The following is a 22510-nucleotide window of genomic DNA, read 5'->3' on the forward strand; positions in this document are numbered from 1 at the left end:
GGCGCTCACCGGGTGCCGAGGGCGGCCACCAGGCCGGCCGGGCGGATGTCGGTCCAGTTGGCCTCGATCCAGTCCAGGCAGTCCTGGCGGGTGGCCTCGCCGTGGACGGTGGTCCAGCCGGCCGGCACGTCGATCCAGACCGGCCAGAGCGAGTGCTGGTTCTCGTCGTTGACCAGCACCAGGTAGCCGGCGTTGTCGTCCTCGAACGGGTTGCTCACGGTGGTCTCCTCGAAGGGGGTGTGGCCTGGGGTGTGGTTCGAAGGTATCGGCGCCGTACGGGCCCGGGCGGCACAAGGCCCGGCAGGTGAGCGGCAGTTAGCCACCTGCCGGGCGGGGGCCCGGGACCGGGGTCCGGTCGGTGCGAGAGGAGGGTCGTGGGCGGGGTCGTGGCGGGGTCGTCGGCCGGGTTCGGGAGCGACAGCGGGGTCGTGCGTGGGGGCCGGGGCGGGGGGGGCCGGGGCGGGGGGCCGGGGCGGGGGCCGGTCAGCGCGGGGTGAGGCGGACCGGGAGGTGGTCCAGCCCGAAGTTGATGATCGACCGGTTGTACTGGACCGGCCCCGCCGGCTCGATCGCCGCGGCCTTCTCCAGCGCCGCCGAGAACAGCGCGCCCAGCTCGGCCTTGGCCAGCGGCGCACCGATGCAGTAGTGGGCCCCCAGGCCCAGCGCGAGGTGCTTGTTGGGCGAACGGTCCAGCCGGACCTCCTCGGGCCGGTCGAAGGCCTCCGGGTCCCGGTTGGCGGACCAGACCCAGACCGCCACCCGGTCGCCGCGCCGGATCTGCCGCCCGGCCAGCTCGACGTCCCGGGTCGCGGTGCGCAGCGTGTGCAGGCCGACCGAGGTCCACCGCAGCAGCTCGTCCACGGCCGAGTCCATCGACACCTCGCCCTGCTGCAACCGCCGCCACAGGTCGGGCCGCTGGACCAGGGTGTGCAGGCCCATCGCCGCGGTGTGCCGGACCGTCTGGACGCCGCCGACCACGATGTTGTCCAGGTTGAGCACCACGTCCTCGATCGGCATCAGCCGCCCGCCGACCTTGTAGGTGGCCATCATGGAGATCAGGTCGTCCCGCGGGTCGGTGCGGCGCAGCATCACCTGGTGCATCAGGTACGGGATCAACTGCTGGTGCCCGGCGCGGCGTTCCTCCGGCGTGCTGCCGAGGAAGGCCACGTCGCAGACCCGGACCATCATGTCGCGGTCCTGCTCGGGGACGTCCAGCAGATCGCACATGACGGCGAGCGGCAGCGCCGAGACCACGTCGACGAGGTCGGCCTCGCCCTGCTCCACGGCCCGGTCGAAGAGCTCCCCGGCCCGCTCGGCGATCGACCGGGAAGCCCCGCGCACCCCGCCCTTGGAGAAGAACGGGTTCGCCGGAGCCCGCAGTTCACGGTGCCGGGGCGGGTCGGTGAGGGCCATCATCCGGCCGGAGCCGACCGGCACCTTGCCCTCGCCCGAGCCCAGCAGCGAGCCGGACTCCGAACTGAACACGGCCGCGTTGCGCAGCACGTCCGCCGACTCGCGGTAGGTCATCACCGACCAGACCGGACCGTCGTCCATAGTGTCGGTGCGGTGGACGGGCGCCTCGCGGCGCAGCTCGTCGACCAGGGCCGGGGTGTCGGGGCGGGCCCAGAGGGCCGGGTCGGTGAGGTCGACGGCGGTGGTGGTCACCATTGCTGCTCCCTGGTGTCGTGCGCGGGGACGGAGGTCTGGCGGCCCGCCAGGAGGGTGGTCAGGAGGCCGACCGGACCGGGGCGGTCGACGGTGGCCAGGAGGTGCCCGCCGGGGACGACGTGGTGGCCGAAGTCGCCGCGGGTGTGCGCGGCCCAGCCGGTGAGGTCGGTGGCGCCGAGCATCGGGTCGTCGGCGCCGGCCACCGCGTACAGCGCGGAGCCGATCGGCGCGTGCGGGCGGTACCGGTAGGTGGCGCTGACCGCGAGGTCGGTGCGGATGCCGGCGAGCGCCAGGTCGACGAGTTCGGGCTCGGCCCGGACGACCTCCTCCAGGCCGGTGAGCCGCAGCAGCTCGGACGCGTCGAGGTCCCGGGACTCCCGCTCGGTCCACGCGGCGGGGCTGGGCGCGGCGGCGGCCACCACCAGCTCGGGGCGGCGGTCGGCGGGCAGCGCGCGGGCGACCTCGTAGGCGAGCAGGGCGCCGAAGCTCTGCCCGTAGAAGCCGAACCGGCCACCGTCCAGGTGCGGGGCGATCGCCCCGGTCACGGCCGCCACCAGGGCGTCGAAGTCGGGCGGCATCGGGTGCCGGCTGCGCCCGCCGCGGGCCGGCGGGCGCAGCGCCCAGACCTCCGCGGCCGGGGCGAGCGCCCGGGCCAGCGGGGTGTAGGCGGTGGCGTCGCCGCCGGCGTGCGGGAAGCAGAACAGCCGGAACGGGCGGTGGGGCTGGGGCGCGGGGACGAGGAGCCAGTCGCCCTCGATCCGCGGGCGGGCGGTCGGCCGGACGGCGATGCTCATCGGACGGCCTCCCGGCGGGCGGTGAGCGCGGGGCGCGGGGCGGCCGGGCCCGCCTCGGTGGCGCGGCGGACGGCGGCGGTGAACCCGGCGAGGTCGTCGGCGTCCAGCAGGTGCCGGAGCTGGAGCTCGACGTCGAGCTTGCGGCGCAGCAGGTGGACGACGCGCAGGGCGGCGAGCGAGTGGCCGCCGAGCGAGAGGAAGTCGTCGGTGGGCTCGACGGAGGGGACGCCGAGCACGGTGCGCCAGACCTCGGCGACCAGCTCGTCCACTCCCCCGGGCCCGTCGGCCGCGGCGCTCCCGGCGGTGTCCGCCGACGGCGCGGGCAGGGCGCGGTGGTCGACCTTGCCGTTGGGGGTGAGCGGCAGCGCGGCCAGCACGGTCACGGTGGCCGGCACCAGGTGGGCAGGCACGGTGCGGCGCAGTTCGGCGAGCAGCTCGGCGGGGCGGGCCCCGCCCGTGACGTAGCCGGCCAGCCGGACGTCCCCGGGGGCGGCCTCGTACACGGTGGCCGCGGCCGCCGTGACCCCGTCCAGGGCGGCCAGGGCGTGCTCGACCTCGCCCAGCTCGACCCGGAAGCCGCGCAGCTTGACCTGCCGGTCGACCCGGCCGACGTACTCCAGCAGCCCTTCGGCGCTGCGCCGGGCCTGGTCGCCGGTCCGGTACATCCGGGCGCCCGGCTCCGTCGTGAACGGGTCGGCGACGAACCGGCCCGCCGTCAGGCCGGGGTGGCCCGGGTAGCCGTGTGCCACGCCCGGCCCGGCCAGGTACAGCTCGCCGACGGCGCCGGCGTCGGTGACCGGGGCGAGCCGGTCGTCCAGCAGGTAGGTGCGGACGCCGGGCAGCGGCTCGCCCAGGTGCGGGCCGGGGCCGGTGATCCAGGTGGTGACCGCCTCGACGGTGCACTCGGTGGGCCCGTACAGGTTGAGCGCCTCGATGCCGCCGTCGGCCAGCTCGCGCCAGGTGCGCCCGGGCACCGGCTCGCCGCCCATGAACAGGCGCGGCACCCGGGCGCCTGCCAGCGGCTCGCGGAGCAGCTGCCAGTGCGAGGGGGTCAGGTCGAGGTCGGTGACGCCGTACTCGGCGAGGAGCGCGGCGAGCCGGAGCGGGTCGGCGCGCCGGGCGTCGTCGATCACCACCAGGGTGTCGCCGCGGCAGAGCCGGGTCCACTGGGGGACGGAGGCGTCGAAGGAGACGCTGGCGTTCCAGCCGACCACGGCCGGCTCGGGGCGGTGGGCGCCGCGCTGCGCCAGGGCGTCGGCGAGGTGGGCGACGCCGCCGTGGGTCACCTCGACCCCCTTGGGGCGGCCGGTGGAGCCGGAGGTGTAGATGACGTAGGCGGAGTCGGCCGGGTGCGGGGTGAAGTCGGCGAACGGCGCGTCGCCCTCCGGTCCGTCGGCGGACGGCGCTTCGGTGTCGGGGCGGAGCACCGGGACGCCGGCCGGGACCGGCGGCGCGGTGTCGGTGCTGACCACGGCGGCGAGGCGGGCGTCGGCGGCCATGAAGGAGATCCGCTCGGCCGGGTAGGCCGGGTCCAGTGGGACGTACGCGGCGCCGGCCCGCCAGGTGGCGAGCAGCGCGACCGGCAGGTCGGCGGTCCGGGCGAGGTGGATGCCGACCCGGTCGCCGCGCCGGACGCCGTGTGCCCGGAGGGCGCGGGCCAGGGCGGCGGTGCGGCGGTCCAGGGCGGCGAAGTCGAGGCTGCCGTCGACGCCGTGCACGGCGGGCCGGCCGGGGTGGGCGGCGACCGCGGCGCGCAGCCGGGTCAGCAGGTCGACGGCGGCGGGGGCGGCAGCGGGGGCAGCGGCGGGGGCGGGCTCGGTGGGGGCGGCCGGCTCGGCGAAGGTGGTCATGCGGGGGCACTCCTCGGTCAGGTCGGGCAGATCACGTCGGGTGGGGCGCGCAGGCGGGCGCGCGGGAGCGGCGGCAGCGCGCGGCGAAGGCGGGTGCGCGGGGCGGGTAGGCGGGGCGGGTGCGCGGGGCGGGTACGCGGGGCGGGTACGCGAGGCGGGCGTCAGACGGGCGGGGCCAGCCGGGCCAGGGCCGCGGCGTAGGCGTCGATGAACTCCTCCGCGGTGGCGTCGTCGACCAGCGCGCGCTGGTGGTCCACGGCGAGCAGGACGCGGTCCGAGACCGGGTCCTGGATCAGCGAGGCGCCGAACGCGAAGCTGTTGGGCTCGTGCCGCAGGGTGGGTTCCGAGCCGATCCGGCCGTCCTCGATCCGGGCCGGGCCGAGCCGTCCCAGGGCGTGGAACCGCAGGTAGCCGAACTGGCTGTCGAGCGCGGTGTCGGCCATCATGCGGGCCAGCCGGGCGAACGGCACCCGGCGGTGCGGCATCATGTCCAGCTCCTCCCGGTGCACGTGGCGGACCAGCTCGGCCAGGTCCTCCCCCGGTTCGGCGACCAGCGGCACCGTGTTGAGGAAGAGCCCGTACACCTCGGTGCCGCCGAGCCGCTCCAGGCGGCCGTTCATCGCCAGCCCGGTGGTGACCCGTTCCCGGCCGGTGATCCGGGCGAGGGCGTGCAGGTGGGCGGCGAGGGCGACCGACTTGACCGGGACGCCGAGCGCGTCGGCGGCCCGCCTCAGCTGGCCGGGAGCGTCCGGGAGGACCCGTTCGACGGTGCGCGGCAGCTCGTGGACGTCCTCGCTGCCGGGCCAGAGCTGGCCGGTGGCGCCGTCGAGCCGCTCGTGCCAGTACGCCAGGGACTCCCGGTCACCGGCCGCCGCGCGTTCGACGGCGACGAAGTCGCGGAAGGCGGTGCGGGGCGGCGGGGTGGGCGCGGAGACCGGGTCGGCGGCCAGCGCGGCGTGCCGTTCGAGGAGTTCGGCGAGCAGGGAGGTGAAGCTCCAGCCGTCGAGGATCGCGTGGTGTTCGGAGATCGTGAGCTGGAAGGCGTCGTCCGCCAGCCGCTGCACCGTGATCCGGAAGAGCGGCGGGGTCGCGAGGTCGAACGGCCGCTCGCGGTGCTCGTCGAAGACGGACCGGACCGCCGCGTCCTGCTCCTCCCCGGTCGCACCGCGCAGGTCCGTGAAGGAGACGGGGGCGGGCAGGATCCCGTGCACGAGCTGGAGCGGTTCGCCGTAGCCGGAGATGTCGAGCCCGGTCCTGAGCACGGCGTGCCGGGCCATCGCCTCGTCGACGGAGCGGCGGAAGGCGGTCTCGTCGAGGTCGCCGCCGATCCGGTAGGAGTTGACGTTGTGGTAGCTGTCGGTGCCGCCGGCGACCTCCATGTGGAAGACCATCGAGAGCTGCATGGAGACCATCGGGTAGGCGTCGACCACGTCGGACGGCAGCTCGGCCCGGTCCTCCTCGGTGACGAGCGCGAACGGCCGGTGCGCGCCGGGGTCGGCCGCCGCCGGGCGGGCCAGCGGCAGCAGGGCGGCGACGGTGGGGGCGTTGAAGACGTCGCGCAGGCCGACCTGCCAGCCCCGGTCGTGCAGGGCGCCGGCCAGCTGGACGGCCCGGATCGAGTCGCCGCCGAGGTGGAAGAAGTCGTCGTGCACGCCGATCCCGGGGACACCGAGCACCTCCGTCCAGACGCCGGCGAACAGCTCCTCCTCCGGGGTGCGCGGTTCGACGTGCCGCCCGGCCGCGACGGGCGAGGGGCGGCCCGGGGCGGGCAGCGCGGCCCGGTCGACCTTGCCGTTGACGGTGAGCGGCAGCGCGTCCAGCAGGGTGACGCTCGCCGGGATCATGTACGCGGGCAGCGACCGGCCGAGGAACCCGCGCAGGTCGCCCGGTTCGCGCCCGGTGACGTACGCGGCGAGGCGGTCGTCGTGCACGGTGACCACGCAGGCGTCGACGTCGGGGTGGGCGGCGACGGCGTTCTCGATCTCGCCGAGCTCGATCCGGAAGCCGCGCAGCTTGACCTGGAAGTCCGCCCGGCCGACGTACTCCAGTCCGCCGTCCGCCAGGCGCCTCGCCACGTCGCCGGTCCGGTAGAGCCGGGCGCCGGGCGGGCCGTACGGGTCGGCGACGAAGCGGCCCGCGGTGAGGCCGGGCCGGCCCCAGTAGCCGTGGGCGAGGCTGCCGCCGCCGATGTACAGCTCGCCGGGGACGCCGGCCGGGCACGGGCGCAGCCAGTCGTCCAGCACGAGCGCGGTGAGGTGCGGCATGGGCTCGCCGATCAGGCTCCGCCCGAAGCCCGCGCCGCCGTCGGCGACGTCGTGGGTGGTGACGTGGACGGTGGTCTCGGTGATGCCGTAGAGGTTGCAGAGCCGGGCGGGCGGCAGCGGGTCGAGGTCGTGCCAGCGCTGGACGACGCCGGGGTCGAGGGCCTCGCCGCCGAGCATGATCCAGCGCAGCGCGGGCAGGGCGCGGGGGTGGCGGCGCAGGGCCGGTTCGAGCTGGCGGAGCGCCGACGGGGTGAGGCAGAGGTGGGTGACCCGCTCCTCGTCGAGGAGTCCGACGAACTCGTCGGGCGAGCGGCTGGTCAGGTAGGGGACGACGACCAGGCGGGCGCCGTGCAGGAGCGCGCCCCACAGCTCCCAGACCGTCCAGTCGAAGGCGTAGCTGTGGAAGAGGGTCCAGACGGAGTCCGGGCCGAAGCCGAAGTGCGGCCGGCCGGAGGCCAGGAGGCGGCTGACGTGCTCGTGGGCGACGGCCACGCCCTTGGGGCGGCCGGTGGAGCCGGAGGTGAAGATGAGGTAGGCGAGGTCGCCGGGGCGGCCGACCGCCGGGGGGCGGCTCGCCGGGTGGGCGGCGATCTCACCGGCGCCTGCGGTGAGGTCGAGGGTCTGCCAGGGGCCGGTGGGGGCGCGGTCGGGCCGGTCCGTGACGACCGCGGTGACGGCGGTGTCGCCGAAGACCAGGGCGGCCCGGTCGGCGGGGGCGGCGAGGTCGACCGGCACGTAGGCGGCGCCGGTCTTGAGGACGGCGAGGATCGCGACGGGGACGGCGGCGGTGCGCTCCAGCAGCAGGCCGACCCGGTCGCCGGGGCGCACCCCGCGGGCGATCAGGGTGTGGGCCAACCGGTTGGCGCGGCGGTCGAGTTCGGCGTACCCGAGGGTGCCGTCCGGGCCGCTGACGGCGGGCCGGTCGCCGTACGCGTCGGCGGCCTGTTCGAAGAGGTGGTGCAGGCAGTGGCCCCGGTCGAGTACGGCCGGGCGGTGCGACGGCCCGGCGGAGGTGAGCCGGCGCACGGTGGCGTCCGGGTCGGTGAGCGCGGCGTCCAGCAGCTCGGCGTAGTCGGCGGCGAGGCGGCGCACGGTCGCCGGGTCGAAGAGGTCGCTGCTGTACTCGGCCTCGCCGCGCAGCTCGCCGCCGGCGCCCGGGCCGCCCGGCGCGGCCGGGTCCTGCGCGGCCGGGTCCTGCTCCGCGCCGCCCCGGGATCCGGAGGTGTCCTCGAAGACGGACCAGGTGAGGTCGAACTTGCTGGTGCCGTTGGAGCGGACGGTGCGTTCGGCGGTGGCGGCGCCGAGGACGAGCGGTGTGCGGTCCTCGCCGTGGGCGCCGAACACCACCTGGACCAGCGGCGGGTGCTGCGGGCTGCGGTCGGTGCCGAGCAGGTCGACCAGCCGGTCGAACGGCACGTCGAGGTAGCCGTAGGCGTCGAAGGCGCCGTCCTGGACGTCGGCCAGCAGGCCGCGGAACGTCGCACCGGGGGCGAGCCGGATCCGCAACGGCAGCAGGTTGACGAAGTATCCCAGCAGGTCGGCGAGTTCGGGCCGGTTGCGGGTGGTGACGGGGGTGCCGACGAGCAGGTCGTCGGCGCCGGTCCAGCGGCCGATCAGCAGGGCGAAGGCGGCCAGCTGGACGGTGAACGGCGTCACGCCCTCCTGCTCGGCGAGCTCCCGGACCCGGGCCGCGCTCCCCGCCGGCAGCTCGAACGGCTCGGTGCGCCCGCGCCGGCTCCGCTCGGCCGGCCGGGGCCGGTCGGCGGGGAGCTCCAGCAGGGTGGGGGCACCGTCGAGGCGGTCCTTCCAGTAGGCGAGGTGCTCCTCGTAGGGGGTGTCCTGCTCCTCCAGCGCGTAGTCGGCGTACTGGGTGGCGAGCTCGGGCAGCGCGGCTGCCCGCCGCTCACCCGACGCGCCGTACAGCTCGACGAGTTCACGCTCGAAGACGTCGGCGGACCAGCCGTCCCAGACGATGTGGTGGACGACGAACAGGAGCGTGGTGCGGTCGTCGGCGAGCCGGATCGCCTCGGCGCGCAGCAGCGGGCCGGCGGCCAGGTCGAAGGGCTCGGCGGCCCGGTCGGTGACCAACCGGGCGGCGCGGTCGGCCCGTTCACCCTCGGGGAGCCCGCGAAGGTCGGTGACGGCGAGCGGGACGGCCAGGGTGCGGTGGACGTGCTGGCGGGGGCCGTCGGGGTGCAGCGCGAAGGTGGTGCGCAGCGCCTCGTGCCGGGCCGACACCCCGTCCAGCGCCCGCCGCAGCAGCGCGAGGTCGAGCGGGCCGGTGACGTCGTACGTCCAGGGGGTGGTGTAGGTGGCGGCCTGCGGGTTCCAGCGGTCGAGGAACCAGAGGCCGCGCTGCAGACCGGACGCGGGCGCGGTGCGGACCACGCCGTCGGGCAGGGTCTCCGGGGCGGCACCGGGAGGGGCGGCCGGCGCGGCGGCCGGCGGGGCGTCGGACGGGCTCACGGCCTCGTTCCCTTCGGTGGGGAGGGCGGTCGGGCGGTCGGTGGGGCGGGTCGTCGGGCGGGTCGTCGTCACGAGGCCAGCCGTTCGGCGATGGCACCCACGGTCCGGCCGCGGAACACCACGTGCGGCGGCACCCTGGTCCCGGTGTCCTGCGACAGCCTCATGGCGACCCGGACCGCGGCCAGCGAGTTGCCGCCGATCCGGAAGAAGTTGGCGTCCGGCCCGAGGTCGTCGGCGAGCTCCAGGACGGCCCGGACGGCGTCCGCGACGAGCCGCTGGTCCGGGGTGAGCGGATCGGCCGGGGCGTCCGCGAGGCGCGCGGCGGGGGCCGGCAGGGCGCGCCGGTCGACCTTGCCGTTGGGGTTGAGCGGCAGGGCGTCGAGGACGTCCAGGGTGGCGGGCACCATGTGCTCGGGGAGCAGCGCCGCCAGGTGGTCGAGCAGCGCGTCCGGGTCGGGCGCGGTGCTGCCCGCGGTGACGTAGGCGGCGAGCCGCCGGTCGCCCGGCGCGGGTTCGTGGACGGTGACGGCGGCCTCGTGGACGGCCGGATGGCGGGTGAGGGCGTCCTCGATCTCGCCGGGTTCGACGCGGAAGCCGCGGATCTTCACCTGGTCGTCGATCCGGCCGGTGATCTCCAGCAGGCCGTCCGCGTTCACCAGGCCGAGGTCCCCGGTGCGGTAGAGCCGCTCGCCGGGCGCCCCGAACGGGGAGGCGACGAAGCGTTCGGCGGTCAGCCCGGGCCGGCCGACGTACCCGTGGGCCAGGCCGCCGCCCGCCGCGTACAGCTCGCCGGTGGTGCCGGGCGGGACGGGGTTCAGCCGGTCGTCGAGGACGTGGACGGCCTTGCCGTGCAGCGGGCGGCCGATCGGGACGGAGGTGCCGGCGGCGTCGGCGGCGGTGGCGCGGTGGCAGGTGGTCAGGCCGAGGCTCTCGACCGGGCCGTAGCCGTTGGCCACGACGAGGTGCGGGTACCGCTCCAGTGCCTTGCCGACGTGCGTGACGGAGGCCCGCTCGCCGGCCGTGAAGGCCACCTTGAGGTCGTCGTAGGTCTCCGGCATCTCCTCCAGCAGGAAGTTGAACAGGCTGGCGGAGAGCTGGAGCTGGGTGACGCCGTGCCGGCGGGTCAGCTCCGCGATCGCCTGCGGGTCGGGCCGCCGGCCCGGCTGGAGGACGCAGGCGCCGCCGAACGCCAGCGCGCCGTACAGCTCCAGGGCGAAGGCGTCCCAGGAGACCGGGGAGCACTGGAGCCAGACCTCGCCGGGGCCGAACCGGGCGTAGTCCTGGCCCAGGTAGGTGGTGGTGAGGGCGCGGTGCGGGACGGCGACACCCTTGGGGCGGCCGGTGGAGCCGGAGGTGAACATCACGCAGGCGAGGTCGGCGCCGGTGACCGGCAGGCCCGGGTCGTGGCCGGGGCGGGCCGCGACGGCGGCGGCCTCGGCGTCGAGGTCGAGGTGACGGGCGACGGGGAACGGCGGCTGGGCGTGCCGGTGGGTGACCAGCAGGGCGGCGGCGCTGTCGGCGACCGCGCCGGCCAGCCGCTCGGCCGGGAAGTCCGGGTCGAGCAGGGTGTAGGCGGCGCCGGCCTTGAGCGCGGCGAGCAGGGCGGTCACCAGGTCCGGTCCGCGTTCGACCAGGACGGCGACGGTGTCGCCGCGGCCGATCCCCTGCGCGGTCAGGTGGTGGGCCAGGCGGTTCGCCCGGGTGTTCAACTCGCCGTACCCGAGGAGCTGTTCGCCGGAGATCAGGGCCGTGGAGCGCGGGTCCCGGGCGGCCCGGGCCTCGAACAGGGCGTGCACGGGCGCCTCGACGGCGGCGGCCAGGGTGCCGAGCCAGGCGTCGCAGAGCTCCGCCATGGTCGCTTCGTCGAACAGGTCGGAGTCGTACTCGAAGCGGCCGGTGAAGTCGGTGCCCCGGTCGTCGACGGAGATCGACAGGTCGAAGCGGGAGACCGGGTTGGAGTGGAGTTCGCGGGTGACCTCGGTGCCGCCGATCACCAGCGGCCGGGAGTCCAGCGGGTGCAGCTCCAGCAGCACCTGGCAGAGCGGGTTGCGGTCCTCGGTGCGGTCGTCCGGCCGGTCCTCCAGGACGGCGCCGGCGATGTCGTCGAACGGCGTCTCCTGGTGGCGGTAGCCGGCGATCGCCACCTCGCGGACGTGCCGGACCAGTTCGCGGAAGTCCCCTGCCTCGTCGAGCCGCACGCGCAGCGGCAGCAGGTTGACGAAGTAGCCGATCAGGGCGTCGAGTTCGGCCCGGCCGCGGAGACTCACCGGGGATCCGAGCACCAGGTCGCGCTGCCCGGTGCGCCGGTGCAGGGTGAGCGCCAGACCGGCGAGCAGCACCATGAACGGCGTGGCGTCCTCGCTGCGGGCCAGGGCCCGGACGGCCTCGGCGACCGGCCGCGGCATGGCGAACCGGTGGAAGGCGCCGCGGAACGCCTGCACCTCCGGCCGGGGGCGGTCGGCGGGCAGCACGGGCTCGGTCGGCGAGTCCCGCAGGTGCTCGCGCCAGTAGTCGAGGCGGCTGCCGGCGGTGGCGTCCTCGTACTGCCAGGCGCTGTAGTCGGCGTACTGCACCGGCAGTTCGGGCAGGACGGCGGGGCGGCCGGCCGCCAGGGCCTCGTAGAGTTCGGCGAGTTCGGACTCCAGGACGGGCAGCGAGCCCTCGTCCCAGACGATGTGGTGGCAGAGCAGCAGCAGGGTGGACGCGGCGCCGGACCGGTAGAGGTGGGCGCGGACCAGCGGCCCGGTCTCCAGGTCGAACGGGACCAGCGCGGCCCCGGCGAGCAGCTCGCCCACCTGCTCGGGACCGGCGTCCACGACGGTGAACGGCAGTTCCACCGACGGGTGGACCACCTGCCGGGGGCCGTCCTCGCCGAACGTGAAGGTGGTCCGCAGGGCCTCGTGGCGGTCCACCACGCCGGCCAGCGCCCGCCGGAGCAGCTCCGGGTCGACCGGGCCGGCGAAGCGGAACACCCACGGCACGACGTAGGTCGGCGCGCCCGGGTTCCACTGGTCGAGGAACCAGAGGCCGCGCTGGAACTTGGAGAGCGGCGCCTCGCAGGCCCCCGCCCCGGACAGGACCGGGCGCCCGCCGCCCGCCGAGGCGGTGACGGCGGCGGCGAACTCCGCGAGGGTCGGCGCGTCGAAGATGGTGTACGGCGAGATCATGCCGAAGACGTCGAAGACCCGGCCGACCACCCGCACGGCGGTGAGCGAATCCCCGCCCAGGTGGAAGAAGTTGTCGTCGGCGCCGACCTCGGGCACCCCGAGCACGTCCGCCCAGACGGCGGCGATCAGCTGCTCGGCCGGGGTGCGCGGCGGGCGCCGGCCGGCGGCCGGGGCGGCGGGCGCGGTCTGCGGCTCGGGCAGCGCCGCCCGGTCCACCTTGCCGCCGGCGGTCAGCGGGAACGCCTCCAGCGGGGTGACGGTGGCCGGGACCATGTGCTCGGGCAACCGCTCGGCCAGGAAGGCCCGCACCTCGGCGTAGTCGGGGGCGGTCCCGGTGGTGTAGGCGGCCAGCCGGCCCTCGTACGCCACCACGACGGCTCCCGCGACGCCCGGGTGGGTGGCCAGCACCTGCTCGATCTCGCCCGGTTCGACGCGGAAGCCGCGGATCTTCACCTGGTGGTCGGCGCGGCCGACGAACTCCAGCGGCGCCTCCGCCCCGGTGCCGTCCGTCGCCCCGGTGCCGTCCGCCGGGCCGGGCTCCGCCGCCCGCCGGACGACGTCGCCGGTCCGGTACATCCGGGCGCCCGGCTCCGGCGCGAACGGGTCGGCGACGAACCGGCCCGCCGTCAGGCCGGGGCGGCCGTGGTAGCCGGAGGCCAGCAGCGGCCCGCCCAGGTACAGTTCGCCGGCCGCACCGGGCAGCACCGGCCGCAACCGGTCGTCCAGCACGTACGCCCGCCGGTCGCCGAGCGGGCCGCCGATCGGCACCACGTCGCCGACTCCGGCGGCCGGACCCGCCGACGCGTGGACGGTGGCCGTGATCACCGTCTCGGTCGGCCCGTAGGCGTTCAGCAGCGGCACGCCGGTGGCGGCCCACCAGCCGGCGGCGGTGTCCGGGTAGAGCCGGTCGCTGCCGGAGATCATCAGGCGCAGGGTGCGCGGCGCCCGGCCGCGCTCACGGAGGGCGGCCACCACGTCCTGGAAGTAGCCGGCGGCCAGGTTGGCCACGGTCACGCCCTCGTCGTCCAGCAGGTCGAGCAGCGCGGCGGGTGCCACCAGCTGCTGTTCGGGGACGACGACGCAGGCGCCGGCCGTGAGGGCGGCGAGCACCTGCTCCACCGCCACGTCCACGGTCGGGCGGGCGAAGTGCAGCACCACGTCGTCCGCCGTGAGGCCGAACCGTCCGACCGCGGCGGCCAGGTGGCCGGTCAGCGCGGCGAGCGGGACGTGCACGCCCTTGGGGCGGCCGGTGGTGCCGGAGGTGTAGACGAGGTACCCGGCGGTGGCCGACGCGTCCGCTCCCGGGACGCCCGTGCTGCCGGGCGAGCCGCCGGACGCCGCCGGGCCGAGGTCGACGAGCTCCCCGTCGGTGTAGGCCAGGGTGGCGCCGGCGTCCTCGCGGATCCAGCGGTTGCGTTCCTCGGGGGCGTCCCGGTCCAGCGGCAGGTAGGTGGCACCGGCCCGGAGCGCGGCGAGCAGGCCGACCACGTGGTCGAGCCGGTCCCGGCCGGTGACGGCCACCGTCCGGCCGGGGGCGATCCGGGCGGCGAGGGAGCCGCTCAGCTCGTCCAGTTCCCGGTAGCCGACCGTCCGGCCGCCGAGCCGTACGGCCGGCCGGTCCGGGGACCGGCGTGCGACGGACGTGAAGGGGAAACCGCGAGATTCCATCATCCAACCCCGATGAATTAGCGAGTGAATTTGCGACGCTGCCGGTAGTGGTACCGACCTTAGGACGGCTTTTCCGGGCCGATCGGCAGAATGCGCGGAAGTGCATCGGCAGTTTCAACTGCCGCTTGCAGCATGCCTGTTGAGAAACGAAGGCAGCCCGTCGACACGCACGGGGGCGCGTCGGCGGGCTGCCGGGAACTACCGCTCTCCTAACCTGCCGCGGACATTCCGGGGAATTCCGCGGACCACACGTCGTCGCCGTCCAGCGCGGCCGGCGTGTACTTCCCGAGTGCGCTGATCAGCAGCCGGAGTTCGAGGGCGAGGCAGTCCGCGAACCGGACCAGCCCGGCCTCCGGGTCCTCGGCGGTGGCGAGCAGCGCCGCCCGGCCCAGCCCCACCGCGCGGGCACCGAGCGCCAGGCTCCTGACCGCCCGGCCGCCCTCCCAGATCCGCCCGGACACCAGCAGGCAGGGCGGCGGCCCGGCCACCGCCAGCCGGCGCAGGCACTCCGCCAGCGGCAGGCCGACCTGCGCGGGGAACACCCCGGGCGCCCAACCCGTCCCACCCTCGGCGCCGTCCACCGTGACGGCGTCGGCCCCCGCCCCGGCCGCCACCCGGGCCGCCTCGGCGACGTCCCGGCCGGGGTGCAGCTTCACCCAGACCCGGGCCCGGGGGAAGTTGTTGCGCATCAGCCGGACCTGCTGGCGCAGGATCTCCGCGGTGAAGGTGCCGGGCGTGCTGGACCTCAGCACCCGCCCGTCACCGAACACCCGGTCCAGCCCGTACCGGTCACCGAGCCGTTCGGCCGCCCCGGCGTCCAGCACGGTCATCCCGCCCAGGCCCGGCTTGGCTCCCTGTCCGACCTTCAACTCGAAGGCCAGGCGCCCGGATTCGAGCAGCGGAAGGGCCGCCGGGTCGCTGTAGACGAGGTTCCACACCTCGGCGTCGGCGTCCTCGGTGGACTGCTGGACGGCGACGCCGCCGAGCCCGTCCGGAAGCTCCCCGGCGTAGGCGCGCAACCGGCCGAGCAACGCCCGGTCGGCCGCCTCGCCGAGCCGGCCGTAGCCGTTCACCGGGACGACGTTCTCCCCGATCACCATCGGCAGGCCCAGCGCCCCGGCCTGCCGGCTGAGCGCGAGACCGAGGTCCCCGCCGGCCGCCCGGGTGGACCCGAGGGCGGACACGTAGACCGGCAGGGCGGAGGTGAACCCGCCGACGGGAGTGGCGAGTTCGACGTCCCGGTAGTCGGGCTCACGCCCCAGGTCGATCAGCTTGGCCAACCGCTGCGGCATGAAGACGGGCGGGACGAGGCGCAGCGCGTCCAGCGGGTCCCGCGGATCCCGCCGCCCGTCGTCGCGCTCGGCGCCGAACAGGACCCGGCCGTACTCGCCGGGCGGGGGGAACGCCGCCGCCGCGCCCGAGCGGGCGCGCTGCCGGACCTCCTCCTCCGGGAAGCCGGGCGCGGAGAGGTCGCTCACGGGGACACCACCCCGGCGATCTTCGGGAAGGCGCTGGCCTGCCAGACCTCGTCCAGCCCGGCGACGTAGCGGGTCAGCCGCTCGACGCCGATGCCGAACCCGGCGCTGCCGGGCACGCCTTCGCGGACCAGGTCCAGGTACCAGCGGTACTTCTGCGGGTTCTCGCCGGTCTCCCGCATCCGGGTGACGATCTCCGCGTAGTCGTTGGTGCGCTGGCTGCCGCTGCACAGCTCGCCGTAGCCCTCGGCCGCGATCAGGTCGAAGTTCCGCAGCAGACCGGGGTCGTCCGGGCTCTCGCGGTCGTAGAAGCCGCGGGAGCCCTTCGGGTAGTCGGTGACGAAGAACGGCCGGTCGCGCCGGGAGGAGAGCAACGCCTCGCCGGCCCAGTCGAGTTCGGCGTCCGGGCTCTGCGGGTGGCCGAGCTCCTGGAGTTCGGCCACCGCCCCGGCGTGCCGCATCCGGCCGAACGAGCCCTTCAGCAGTTCCGTGAACGCGTCGGTGTCCCGGCCGAGTTCGGCGAAGTCCTTCGGCAGCTCGCGGACCGCGCTGCCCACCATGTGCACCACCAGCTCCTCGACGAGCCGGACGGCGTCGTCCCGGCTCGCGCCGGCCACCTCCACGTCCAGCTGGTGGAACTCGGCCAGGTGGCGGCCGGTCCCGGCGGTCTCCAACGGCTCCAACCGGACGTTCGGCGCGATGCAGAAGATCTTGTCGAAGGCCAGCAGCGAGGCCTGCTTGTAGAGGATGGCGCTGGTCATCAGCTTGTAGCGGTGGCCGTAGAAGTCGATGTCGACCTGCTTCGAGCCGCGCGAGCCCGGGTCGGTGACCGGGCCGATGATCGGCGGGAGCAGCTCGGTGAAGCCCTGAGCCCTCAGGAACTCGCGCGCGGCGGTCAGGAGTTGGTACTGGATCCGGAGCGCGCTGCGGGTGGCCGGGGAGGTCAGGTGCCGCCCGGGGGCGACCGGCCCGGAGGCCGCGGAGGGGGCGGGGGAGGAGGAGGTGGCGGAGGTGGATGGCCCGTGGTCGGTCATGGCGAGGTGAGTCCCAACTCTCGTCGTGCGGCGGGTGTGCGGGGCGTTTCGGGGGTCGTGCCGCCGGAGCGCGCGACGGCACCGGCGGCGGCGCGGGCGTCGTACGTCCGCTGGACGTGGGAGAGCGCGGTGAGCAGCTCGGCCGAGCCGAGGATCGGCGGACGCGGTCCGCCCGACAGGCCGGCGATCGGCATCGATCCCACACCCGACCAGGACAGCCGGCCGTCCGGACCGAGCGAACTGCGGGCCCGGCCGGCGTTGTCGGGGTGCAGGCAGTACGGAACGTCCAGGTAGCCGGCGGCGAAGGCCCGGACCAGCGCGCGCCCGACATCGGTGTCCAGCTCCAGCACGGCGCCGATCAGCGCCCGCGCCTCCGCCTCGATCCCGGTGTCCCGGCCGGCGACCCGCACGGCGATGCTCGACGGTGGGGCGGCCGGGCGCAGGCGGGCGCGCTCGTCGGCGGCGGCTGCGGCGGCCGTCTCCAGCGCGGTGACGTTCTCCCCGACCGTCGGGATCCGGTGCGCCTCGGCGGTGGTCTTGACGATCAGACGGGCCGCCCCGGTCCGCACCGCCAGCCGGGCCGCCTCCTCCAGCAGCAGCCGGGCACCGCCCGGCGAGCGCGGGAAGACGCCCATGTAGGCGTAGAGGACGATGTGCCGGTCGACGTCCGGCAGCAGTTCGTCGGCGAGCCGGCCGAGCACCGTGAGCGCCTCCTCGTCCTGCCGCAGGTCGGCCTGCTGGGCGTAGCTGAGCGAGATGCTGCGCAGCCCGTGCTGCCGGAAGAACAGCCCCTCCAGCACGCTCACCGCGATCAGCAGGCTCGGCGGGCAGAGCTGCCCCATCAGACAGCCGCCGAACGTCTCCAGATGCGGCTCGGCGCCGAACTCGCGGATCGAGGCGAGCAGTTCGCAGCTGCGCTGCCAACAGGCCACCGCCTCGTGCAGCGGCGTCCGGCTGTAGGGCAGGCAGTACGAGACGGGGCCGCCCTCGGTGGCGTCCAGACCGACCGCCAGCAGGGCCCGCACGATGTGCTCCGGCATCGCCGAACCGTGCCGGACCTGCACCGGGAAGCCCGCGTCCACGACCCCGCGGAGCACCGCGCGGGTGACGTCCGCCGAGTGGGTGGCGATCGGGTAGCCGTTCAGGCCGACCCCCTCGGCGAGGGCGCGCCGGGCGGCGGCGAGGTCGCCGGTCCGCGTGTAGCTGTCCAGGGTGAGGGTGCCGACCGTGACGGCCGCCGCGTCCCGGGTGGCGAGCAGGCCGTCGCGCATCCGCAGCGGGTCGGCCATGCCCATCCGCGGCTGGACCACCAGGGCGCCGGCCGCCCGGGCCTGGGCCACGAAGGCGCCGAAGCCGGTCACAGCAGCACCCCGATCGACAGCGACCGGAGGTAGGACCGGAACTCCGCCACCGAGCCGCCCTCCTCGAAGACCCCGTCGAACCCGGCGGCCAGCAGAGCCTGTTGCCGGGTCGGGTCCCCCGAGCCGGCGATGCCGAGCTTGCCGCCGATCACGGTCGGCGTGCGGCCCAGCTCCGGGCAGGCCCGCAGGGCGCCGATCACCCGCATGCCGTCGTTGAACCCGTGCCCGTTGACGCTGCTCAGGACGATGAGGTCCGGTTCGGCGCGGCGGCACTCGGCGACCAGCAGCTCGTCCGGCACGCAGGCGCCCAGGTTGGTGACCCGGTGCCCGAGCTCCTCCAGCAGCAACTGGAGGAAGACCAGGTTCCAGGTGTGCGAGTCCGAGGCCATGGTCGTCACGACGACGTCCAGGCCGGCGGCCCGGGCCGTTCCGTGCTGCTTCAGCTGCTCCACGGTGCAAACCTTTGGTGTCGGTAGGTGGTGGGGGTCCCGGCCGGCGGTCGCGGGTGTCCGGGGCGGTGCGCCTCCGGGGAGGGGCTCGGCCGGCTCGCCCCGGCGACGCCGGGCCGGACGGCCGACCGGGCCGTCCGGGCCGACCGGCCGTGAACAGAACGCTAGGGAGCATCGGCCCTCCGGACCGGCAGCTCGCCCGGCAAGAGACGGGCAGTATCGCCCCGCGCCGCACGTCGCGTCCGGCGCCCGACGGCGTCCCACGGGCGGCGGCCGGTGGGCGCCGGCCGGTGGGCGGCGGCCTGCCGGAAGGCGGCGCGGCCCGACCGGTCAACCCGCCGTCGCCAGCACCGGGTACGCGGCGCCGAAGAGTCTGCGGCAGAGGTTCAGCACGGTGAACCGGACGCCCTCACGGGCCTGGACGCTCCGGATCAGCCCGCTCGCCAGCAGCTCGTGCACCGCCGCGAAGCACTCCTGCGGCGGCCGGCCGGTGAGCTGGACGGCGTCCTCCCCCGACCAGTCCCCCGGCTCCGCCGCCAGCCGCTCCAGGAGGTCCCGCTGGCCGAGCGTCAGCCGTTCCAGTGCCGCGCCCAGCGCCGCCCCGACGTCACCGCGCCCGCCGTACCCGGCGGGCGGCGGCGCCAGGTGGAACGGCCCGTCCGCCAGCCGTGCCACCAGCTGGCGCGGCGAGAGCACCGTCGACCAGCCGGCCGCCAGTTCCAGGGCGCCGGGCAGGCCGTCGAGCTGGCGGCAGAGCGCGGCCACCGCGGGCGCCTCGTCGCGCTCCAGCCGGTAGCCGGGGCGCAGCCGCCGCAGGTGCGAGAGGAGCAGCCGGACGGCGCCGACCTCGGCCAGCGCGACCGGGTCGTGGTCGAGTTCGGGCCCGGGGGTGGGCAGCGGGGCGAGCGGGATCACCTGGCCGCCCGGCAGCGGCTGCGGCACCCTGGCGGTGATCAGCACCCGCAGGCCGGGGCAGTGCTGGAACAGCTCGTCCAGCAGGACGGCGTCCACCCCGGCGTCGGCACCGTCCAGCACCAGCAGCGTGGGACGGTCGCCGATGGCCCCGGCGAGGTCGGCGCGGCGTTCGGTCCCGGCGGCCGGGAGCCGGGCGCAGTCGAGCCACCGCACCGACCAGTGGGCCGTGAGGTGCAGCCGGCGGGCGACCTCCAGGACCAGCCGGGTCTTGCCGACCCCGCCGAGACCGGCCACGGTGACCAGCCGGTCACCGTGCACGGCGAGGGCGTCGGCCAGCACCTCCACCTCCAGCTCGCGGCCGACGATCGCGCCGCGGGCGACCGGCGGTGCGGTCGGTTCCTCCCGGGGCTCCTCGGCGAGCGCCTGGCGGCGCGCGGCCGCCTCAAAGGCCGTCCGGTGGCGGCCCTCCAGCCGCAGCGCGTCGGCCAGCAGCCGGACCGTCTCCTGCCGGGGGCGCTGTACCCGGCCGCTCTCCATGTCCCGGATCGCCCGGACGCTCAGGGTCGCGTGGTCGGCGAGCACCTGCTGGGTCAGGCCGACCCGCTCGCGCCGGATCCTGAGGACCTCTCCGAAGCCCGCCGTCGACTGCAGCGACTGACCGCCGTCCATGCCTCGTCCGCCTTCCGTGGGGTGACCGACTACCGGGGACCGGCGGTCCGCACGGCCGCCGGGCACGCCGGGGGCGGCGCCGACCGGACCGGCCGTCGAACCGTGTTCCCCCCTGGCGCCGATGCTCCACGGCGCGGTTCTACGGCCGATCAACGGCCGATCACCGCATGTTCACAAGACGTCCGCATCGCCCACGAACCCTCCGGGGCCGGGTCCCCGGACCGTGGCGCGCCGCGCGGACCGACGCGACCGGCCCGGCCGGACCGCGGCGGGAGGCTGCGGCGGGCGCGGCCCGCCCGAACGCGCCCGTCCGAGACGGCGTCAGGTACCGCGGGGCGCGTGCCGCCGACGGCCGGACGGCGCCCGCCCGGTCACCGGGAGAGCGAGGCCAGGCTGAGCAGGAGGTGCGCGGACTCGGGGTGCTGGAAGTCCGAGTGCGCACCGGCCGGCGCCAGCCGGCGGCCCGCCCGGCTGCCCCGGTACACCTCACCGGCGTCGATGTTGACGATCGGGTGGTCGAGCGCCTGCCGCGGATAGGGCGTACTCGTCGCCCGCAGCCGCTCGGAGTACTGCGCGACCGGCGCCGACCCCGTCCCGGAGTGCCCGATCCCCGGCCGGCCCTCGGCCCGCAGGTGCCAGAAGCCGGTCGCCCGGTCCCAGCGCGAGTGGGTGAGCACCACCGGCCCGCGCAGGGGCGCCCCCGACCGGCCCGCTGCGGCGAAGAGGCGCGGGAACAGCCGGTCGAAGGCGTCCCGCGGCGCCGCCATCTGGAAGATCAGCGCGCTGTCCGCCGTGAACGGCCGCGCCGGATCGGCCTTCCCGCTCCAGCCCAGCACCTGCGGCCCGGCGGCGGGCCGCTCCGCCGCCCACTGGACGGCCTCGCAGAGGAACCGGCCGCCGAAGGAGTGCCCGACCAGGTGCAGGTACTGCCCCGACCGGTTGGCCAGGACCGCCGGATCGGCCGGGTTCCCGCGCCCCGCGTCCAGGTACCCGAGCAGGTGACCGATCACGTAGCCCGCCTGTCCCCGGCCGGGCCCGCTCATGGCGTGCGCGCGGTCGCGGATCCGCCGGTAGCCGCCGAGCGACGGCACGCTCGACGACGGCCAGCGCACCACCACGCACCACGGCCGGTACCCGCGCGCCAGTCCCGGGTACGCCTCCGGCGCCCGGCCGCGCAACCCGGCCGCCCGTTCGACCAGTCCGGCCGCGGTTCGGGTCGCCGCCGACCGGCCGGTGTTCCAGCCGTGCACGTACACGTAGATGTCGGTCGCCCGTGCGGGCACCCGCAGATACCGGGCCAGGTGCTCGGCGACCCGTGACTCGGGCACCGGCGTCCGCGTCCCGGGGACGAGCAGCCGGCCCCGCTCGTCGAGGTCCACCACGGCGGGGGCAGTCATGTCGTGAGCTCCAGGATGCTGTCGATGCCGCAGTGCAGGGAGTAGGTGAGCGCGAGCGGATTGCCGTAGTCGTCGACGAACCGCCGGGCCAGTTCCCGGGTGATCTCCCCCGCGGTGAACTCGCCGGTGAGGTACAGGTCGAGGAAGGCGAAGGCGTACTCGGCGGCGAACACCTGCGGGATCTCGATCTGCGGTCCGAGCACCCCCCTCGCCCCCAGTTCCACCAGGGCCCGGCCCAGGTGCTCCAGCTCGGCCGCCGCCGACTGCCCGGCGTGGCAGGCGTTCAGCAGCACGAACGGCCGGAACAGCGCCTCCGGTTCGTCGAGGTGCGCGCGCCGCTGACGGCGCACCAGGTCGGCGTCGATGTCCCGGGTGTCGGAGAGCCGGACGGCGAGCTGGGCGAACGGGGTGCCGTTGTCGACGAACTGGCCGTGGCACCAGAAGTACATCAGGTCCTCGTCCAGGACCGCACCGGCGAGCGCCTCCAGGAAGCGGGCCGACTCGGTGCGCACGGTCAGCTCGGTCCGCTCCTCCAGCAGCTTCCGGACCTCCGGCGCCCGGCCGACCGACTCCAGCGTGGCATCGGTGTTGAGGCTGGTCACCGCCCGGGCGCGGGTCGGGTGGGCGACCTGGATGCGCTGGTAGGACGAACCGGTCTGCTCGACCTGGTGGCGGTGGCCGAGGAAGTCCTTCCAGGGCTCGCCCGGGCCGCTGTCCACCGCCATCATGGGCCAGGGCAGGTGGAGGTCCGAGTCGAAGCTGACCCGCAGCGGCCCCTCCTCGGTGAGCGCGCCGACGAGGAACGCCCTGAACTCGGCGAGGTTCCGGTCCGGTCCCTCCAGCATCGTCTCCAGGAGGTAGCGGCCCTCCTCCGCGAGCTCCGTCATGCGGTTCTCGGCCAGCTTCACCTGGTCGGACAGGTCGACGGCCGACGCGAACGGGTACGCCAGGGGCATCCCGTCCTCGTCCGTCGTCTGGTAGTTGACCAACTGGTCCCGCCAGGCCGCCCGCAACCGGGCCGCCCTCTGCAGCAACCGGGTGGCCGGGACGTCCAGGAAGGCGTGATGGCCCCGGGTCAGCGGCGAGCGCTCGCCCGGCCGGTTGGCGGACATGTGCAGGAGGTCGGCGGTGCCGTGCCGCCGCAGCGACACCTCCAGGTCCAGCGGCTCCGAGCCGCGCTGACCCGGCCGGTACCCCGGATCGCCCCGGTCCGGCAGCAGCGGCTCCGGGCCGCGCGGACCCGGCCGGTACCCCGGGCCGCCCTGGCTCGGCAGCAACGTGAAGTCGGCAGAGGGGTTCTGCCGGATCTGGACGACGAGATCCCGGGGCACGG

The 22510-nt window shown here is 75.9% G+C and carries 13 protein-coding genes; all 13 read right to left on the reverse strand.

Annotated elements, in window-relative coordinates; genetic code table 11:
- Positions 1 to 5: 5 nt before the first annotated feature.
- The 13 genes from ACFWIC_RS02245 to ACFWIC_RS02305 all read right to left on the reverse strand — a co-directional run bounded on the left by ACFWIC_RS02245 (position 6) and on the right by ACFWIC_RS02305 (position 22508).
- A complete protein-coding gene (locus ACFWIC_RS02245; protein WP_329880702.1) occupies positions 6 to 218 on the reverse strand; it encodes an MbtH family protein in 213 nt (70 codons plus the stop codon).
- A 265-nt stretch (positions 219 to 483) separates the two neighbouring features.
- Positions 484 to 1668 carry a cytochrome P450 gene (locus ACFWIC_RS02250; protein ID WP_380360614.1) on the reverse strand — a complete coding sequence of 395 codons (1185 nt, stop codon included), beginning with the start codon at positions 1666 to 1668 and terminating at the stop codon, positions 484 to 486.
- Positions 1662 to 2462: a thioesterase II family protein gene (locus tag ACFWIC_RS02255; protein WP_380515097.1), complete on the reverse strand. Its 801-nt coding sequence runs from the start codon at positions 2460 to 2462 to the stop codon at positions 1662 to 1664. The genes ACFWIC_RS02250 and ACFWIC_RS02255 overlap by 7 nt, the downstream gene beginning before the upstream one ends.
- Positions 2459 to 4312 carry a non-ribosomal peptide synthetase gene (locus ACFWIC_RS02260; RefSeq protein WP_380515100.1) on the reverse strand — a complete coding sequence of 618 codons (1854 nt, stop codon included), beginning with the start codon at positions 4310 to 4312 and terminating at the stop codon, positions 2459 to 2461. Before ACFWIC_RS02260 ends, ACFWIC_RS02255 begins: the two co-directional genes overlap by 4 nt.
- A 161-nt stretch (positions 4313 to 4473) precedes the next feature.
- A complete protein-coding gene (locus ACFWIC_RS02265) occupies positions 4474 to 9042 on the reverse strand; it encodes an amino acid adenylation domain-containing protein (protein WP_380515103.1) in 4569 nt (1522 codons plus the stop codon).
- 68 nt (positions 9043 to 9110) lie between these two features.
- Positions 9111 to 13880, reverse strand: coding sequence for an amino acid adenylation domain-containing protein (locus ACFWIC_RS02270; RefSeq protein ID WP_380515106.1), 4770 nt, complete (start codon positions 13878 to 13880; stop codon positions 9111 to 9113).
- Between the two features lie 206 nt (positions 13881 to 14086).
- Positions 14087 to 15355, reverse strand: a complete 1269-nt coding sequence (locus tag ACFWIC_RS02275) for a glutamate synthase-related protein (RefSeq protein WP_380360605.1) — start codon at positions 15353 to 15355, stop codon at positions 14087 to 14089.
- Positions 15352 to 16386, reverse strand: coding sequence for an asparagine synthetase A (locus ACFWIC_RS02280; RefSeq protein ID WP_380515109.1), 1035 nt, complete (start codon positions 16384 to 16386; stop codon positions 15352 to 15354). The genes ACFWIC_RS02275 and ACFWIC_RS02280 overlap by 4 nt, the downstream gene beginning before the upstream one ends.
- A complete protein-coding gene (locus ACFWIC_RS02285; protein ID WP_380515112.1) occupies positions 16383 to 17747 on the reverse strand; it encodes a methylaspartate mutase in 1365 nt (454 codons plus the stop codon). The genes ACFWIC_RS02280 and ACFWIC_RS02285 overlap by 4 nt, the downstream gene beginning before the upstream one ends.
- Positions 17744 to 18199 (reverse strand): cobalamin B12-binding domain-containing protein, encoded by a 456-nt coding sequence (locus tag ACFWIC_RS02290; protein ID WP_329880713.1) that lies wholly within the window; start codon positions 18197 to 18199, stop codon positions 17744 to 17746. The genes ACFWIC_RS02285 and ACFWIC_RS02290 overlap by 4 nt, the downstream gene beginning before the upstream one ends.
- 327 nt (positions 18200 to 18526) lie before the next feature.
- Positions 18527 to 19780, reverse strand: a complete 1254-nt coding sequence (locus ACFWIC_RS02295) for a helix-turn-helix domain-containing protein (RefSeq protein WP_329880715.1) — start codon at positions 19778 to 19780, stop codon at positions 18527 to 18529.
- A 371-nt stretch (positions 19781 to 20151) separates the two neighbouring features.
- On the reverse strand, positions 20152 to 21177 hold the full coding sequence (locus ACFWIC_RS02300) for a hypothetical protein (RefSeq protein WP_329880716.1): 1026 nt from the start codon (positions 21175 to 21177) through the stop codon (positions 20152 to 20154).
- Positions 21174 to 22508, reverse strand: coding sequence for a CHAT domain-containing protein (locus ACFWIC_RS02305; RefSeq protein WP_380515117.1), 1335 nt, complete (start codon positions 22506 to 22508; stop codon positions 21174 to 21176). The genes ACFWIC_RS02300 and ACFWIC_RS02305 overlap by 4 nt, the downstream gene beginning before the upstream one ends.
- Between the last annotated feature and the right edge of the window lie 2 nt (positions 22509 to 22510).

The sequence above is a fragment of the Kitasatospora sp. NPDC127035 genome (genome assembly GCF_042726075.1).
Lineage (GTDB): Bacteria > Actinomycetota > Actinomycetes > Streptomycetales > Streptomycetaceae > Kitasatospora.

Coding starts and splice junctions, on each gene's coding strand:
- ACFWIC_RS02280 (WP_380515109.1), bottom strand. CDS start 16,386: ATGACCGACCACGGGCCATCCACCTCCGCCACCTCCTCCTCCCCCGCC.
- ACFWIC_RS02260 (WP_380515100.1), bottom strand. CDS start 4,312: ATGACCACCTTCGCCGAGCCGGCCGCCCCCACCGAGCCCGCCCCCGCC.
- ACFWIC_RS02295 (WP_329880715.1), bottom strand. CDS start 19,780: ATGGACGGCGGTCAGTCGCTGCAGTCGACGGCGGGCTTCGGAGAGGTC.
- ACFWIC_RS02300 (WP_329880716.1), bottom strand. CDS start 21,177: ATGACTGCCCCCGCCGTGGTGGACCTCGACGAGCGGGGCCGGCTGCTC.
- ACFWIC_RS02250 (WP_380360614.1), bottom strand. CDS start 1,668: ATGGTGACCACCACCGCCGTCGACCTCACCGACCCGGCCCTCTGGGCC.
- ACFWIC_RS02255 (WP_380515097.1), bottom strand. CDS start 2,462: ATGAGCATCGCCGTCCGGCCGACCGCCCGCCCGCGGATCGAGGGCGAC.
- ACFWIC_RS02270 (WP_380515106.1), bottom strand. CDS start 13,880: ATGATGGAATCTCGCGGTTTCCCCTTCACGTCCGTCGCACGCCGGTCC.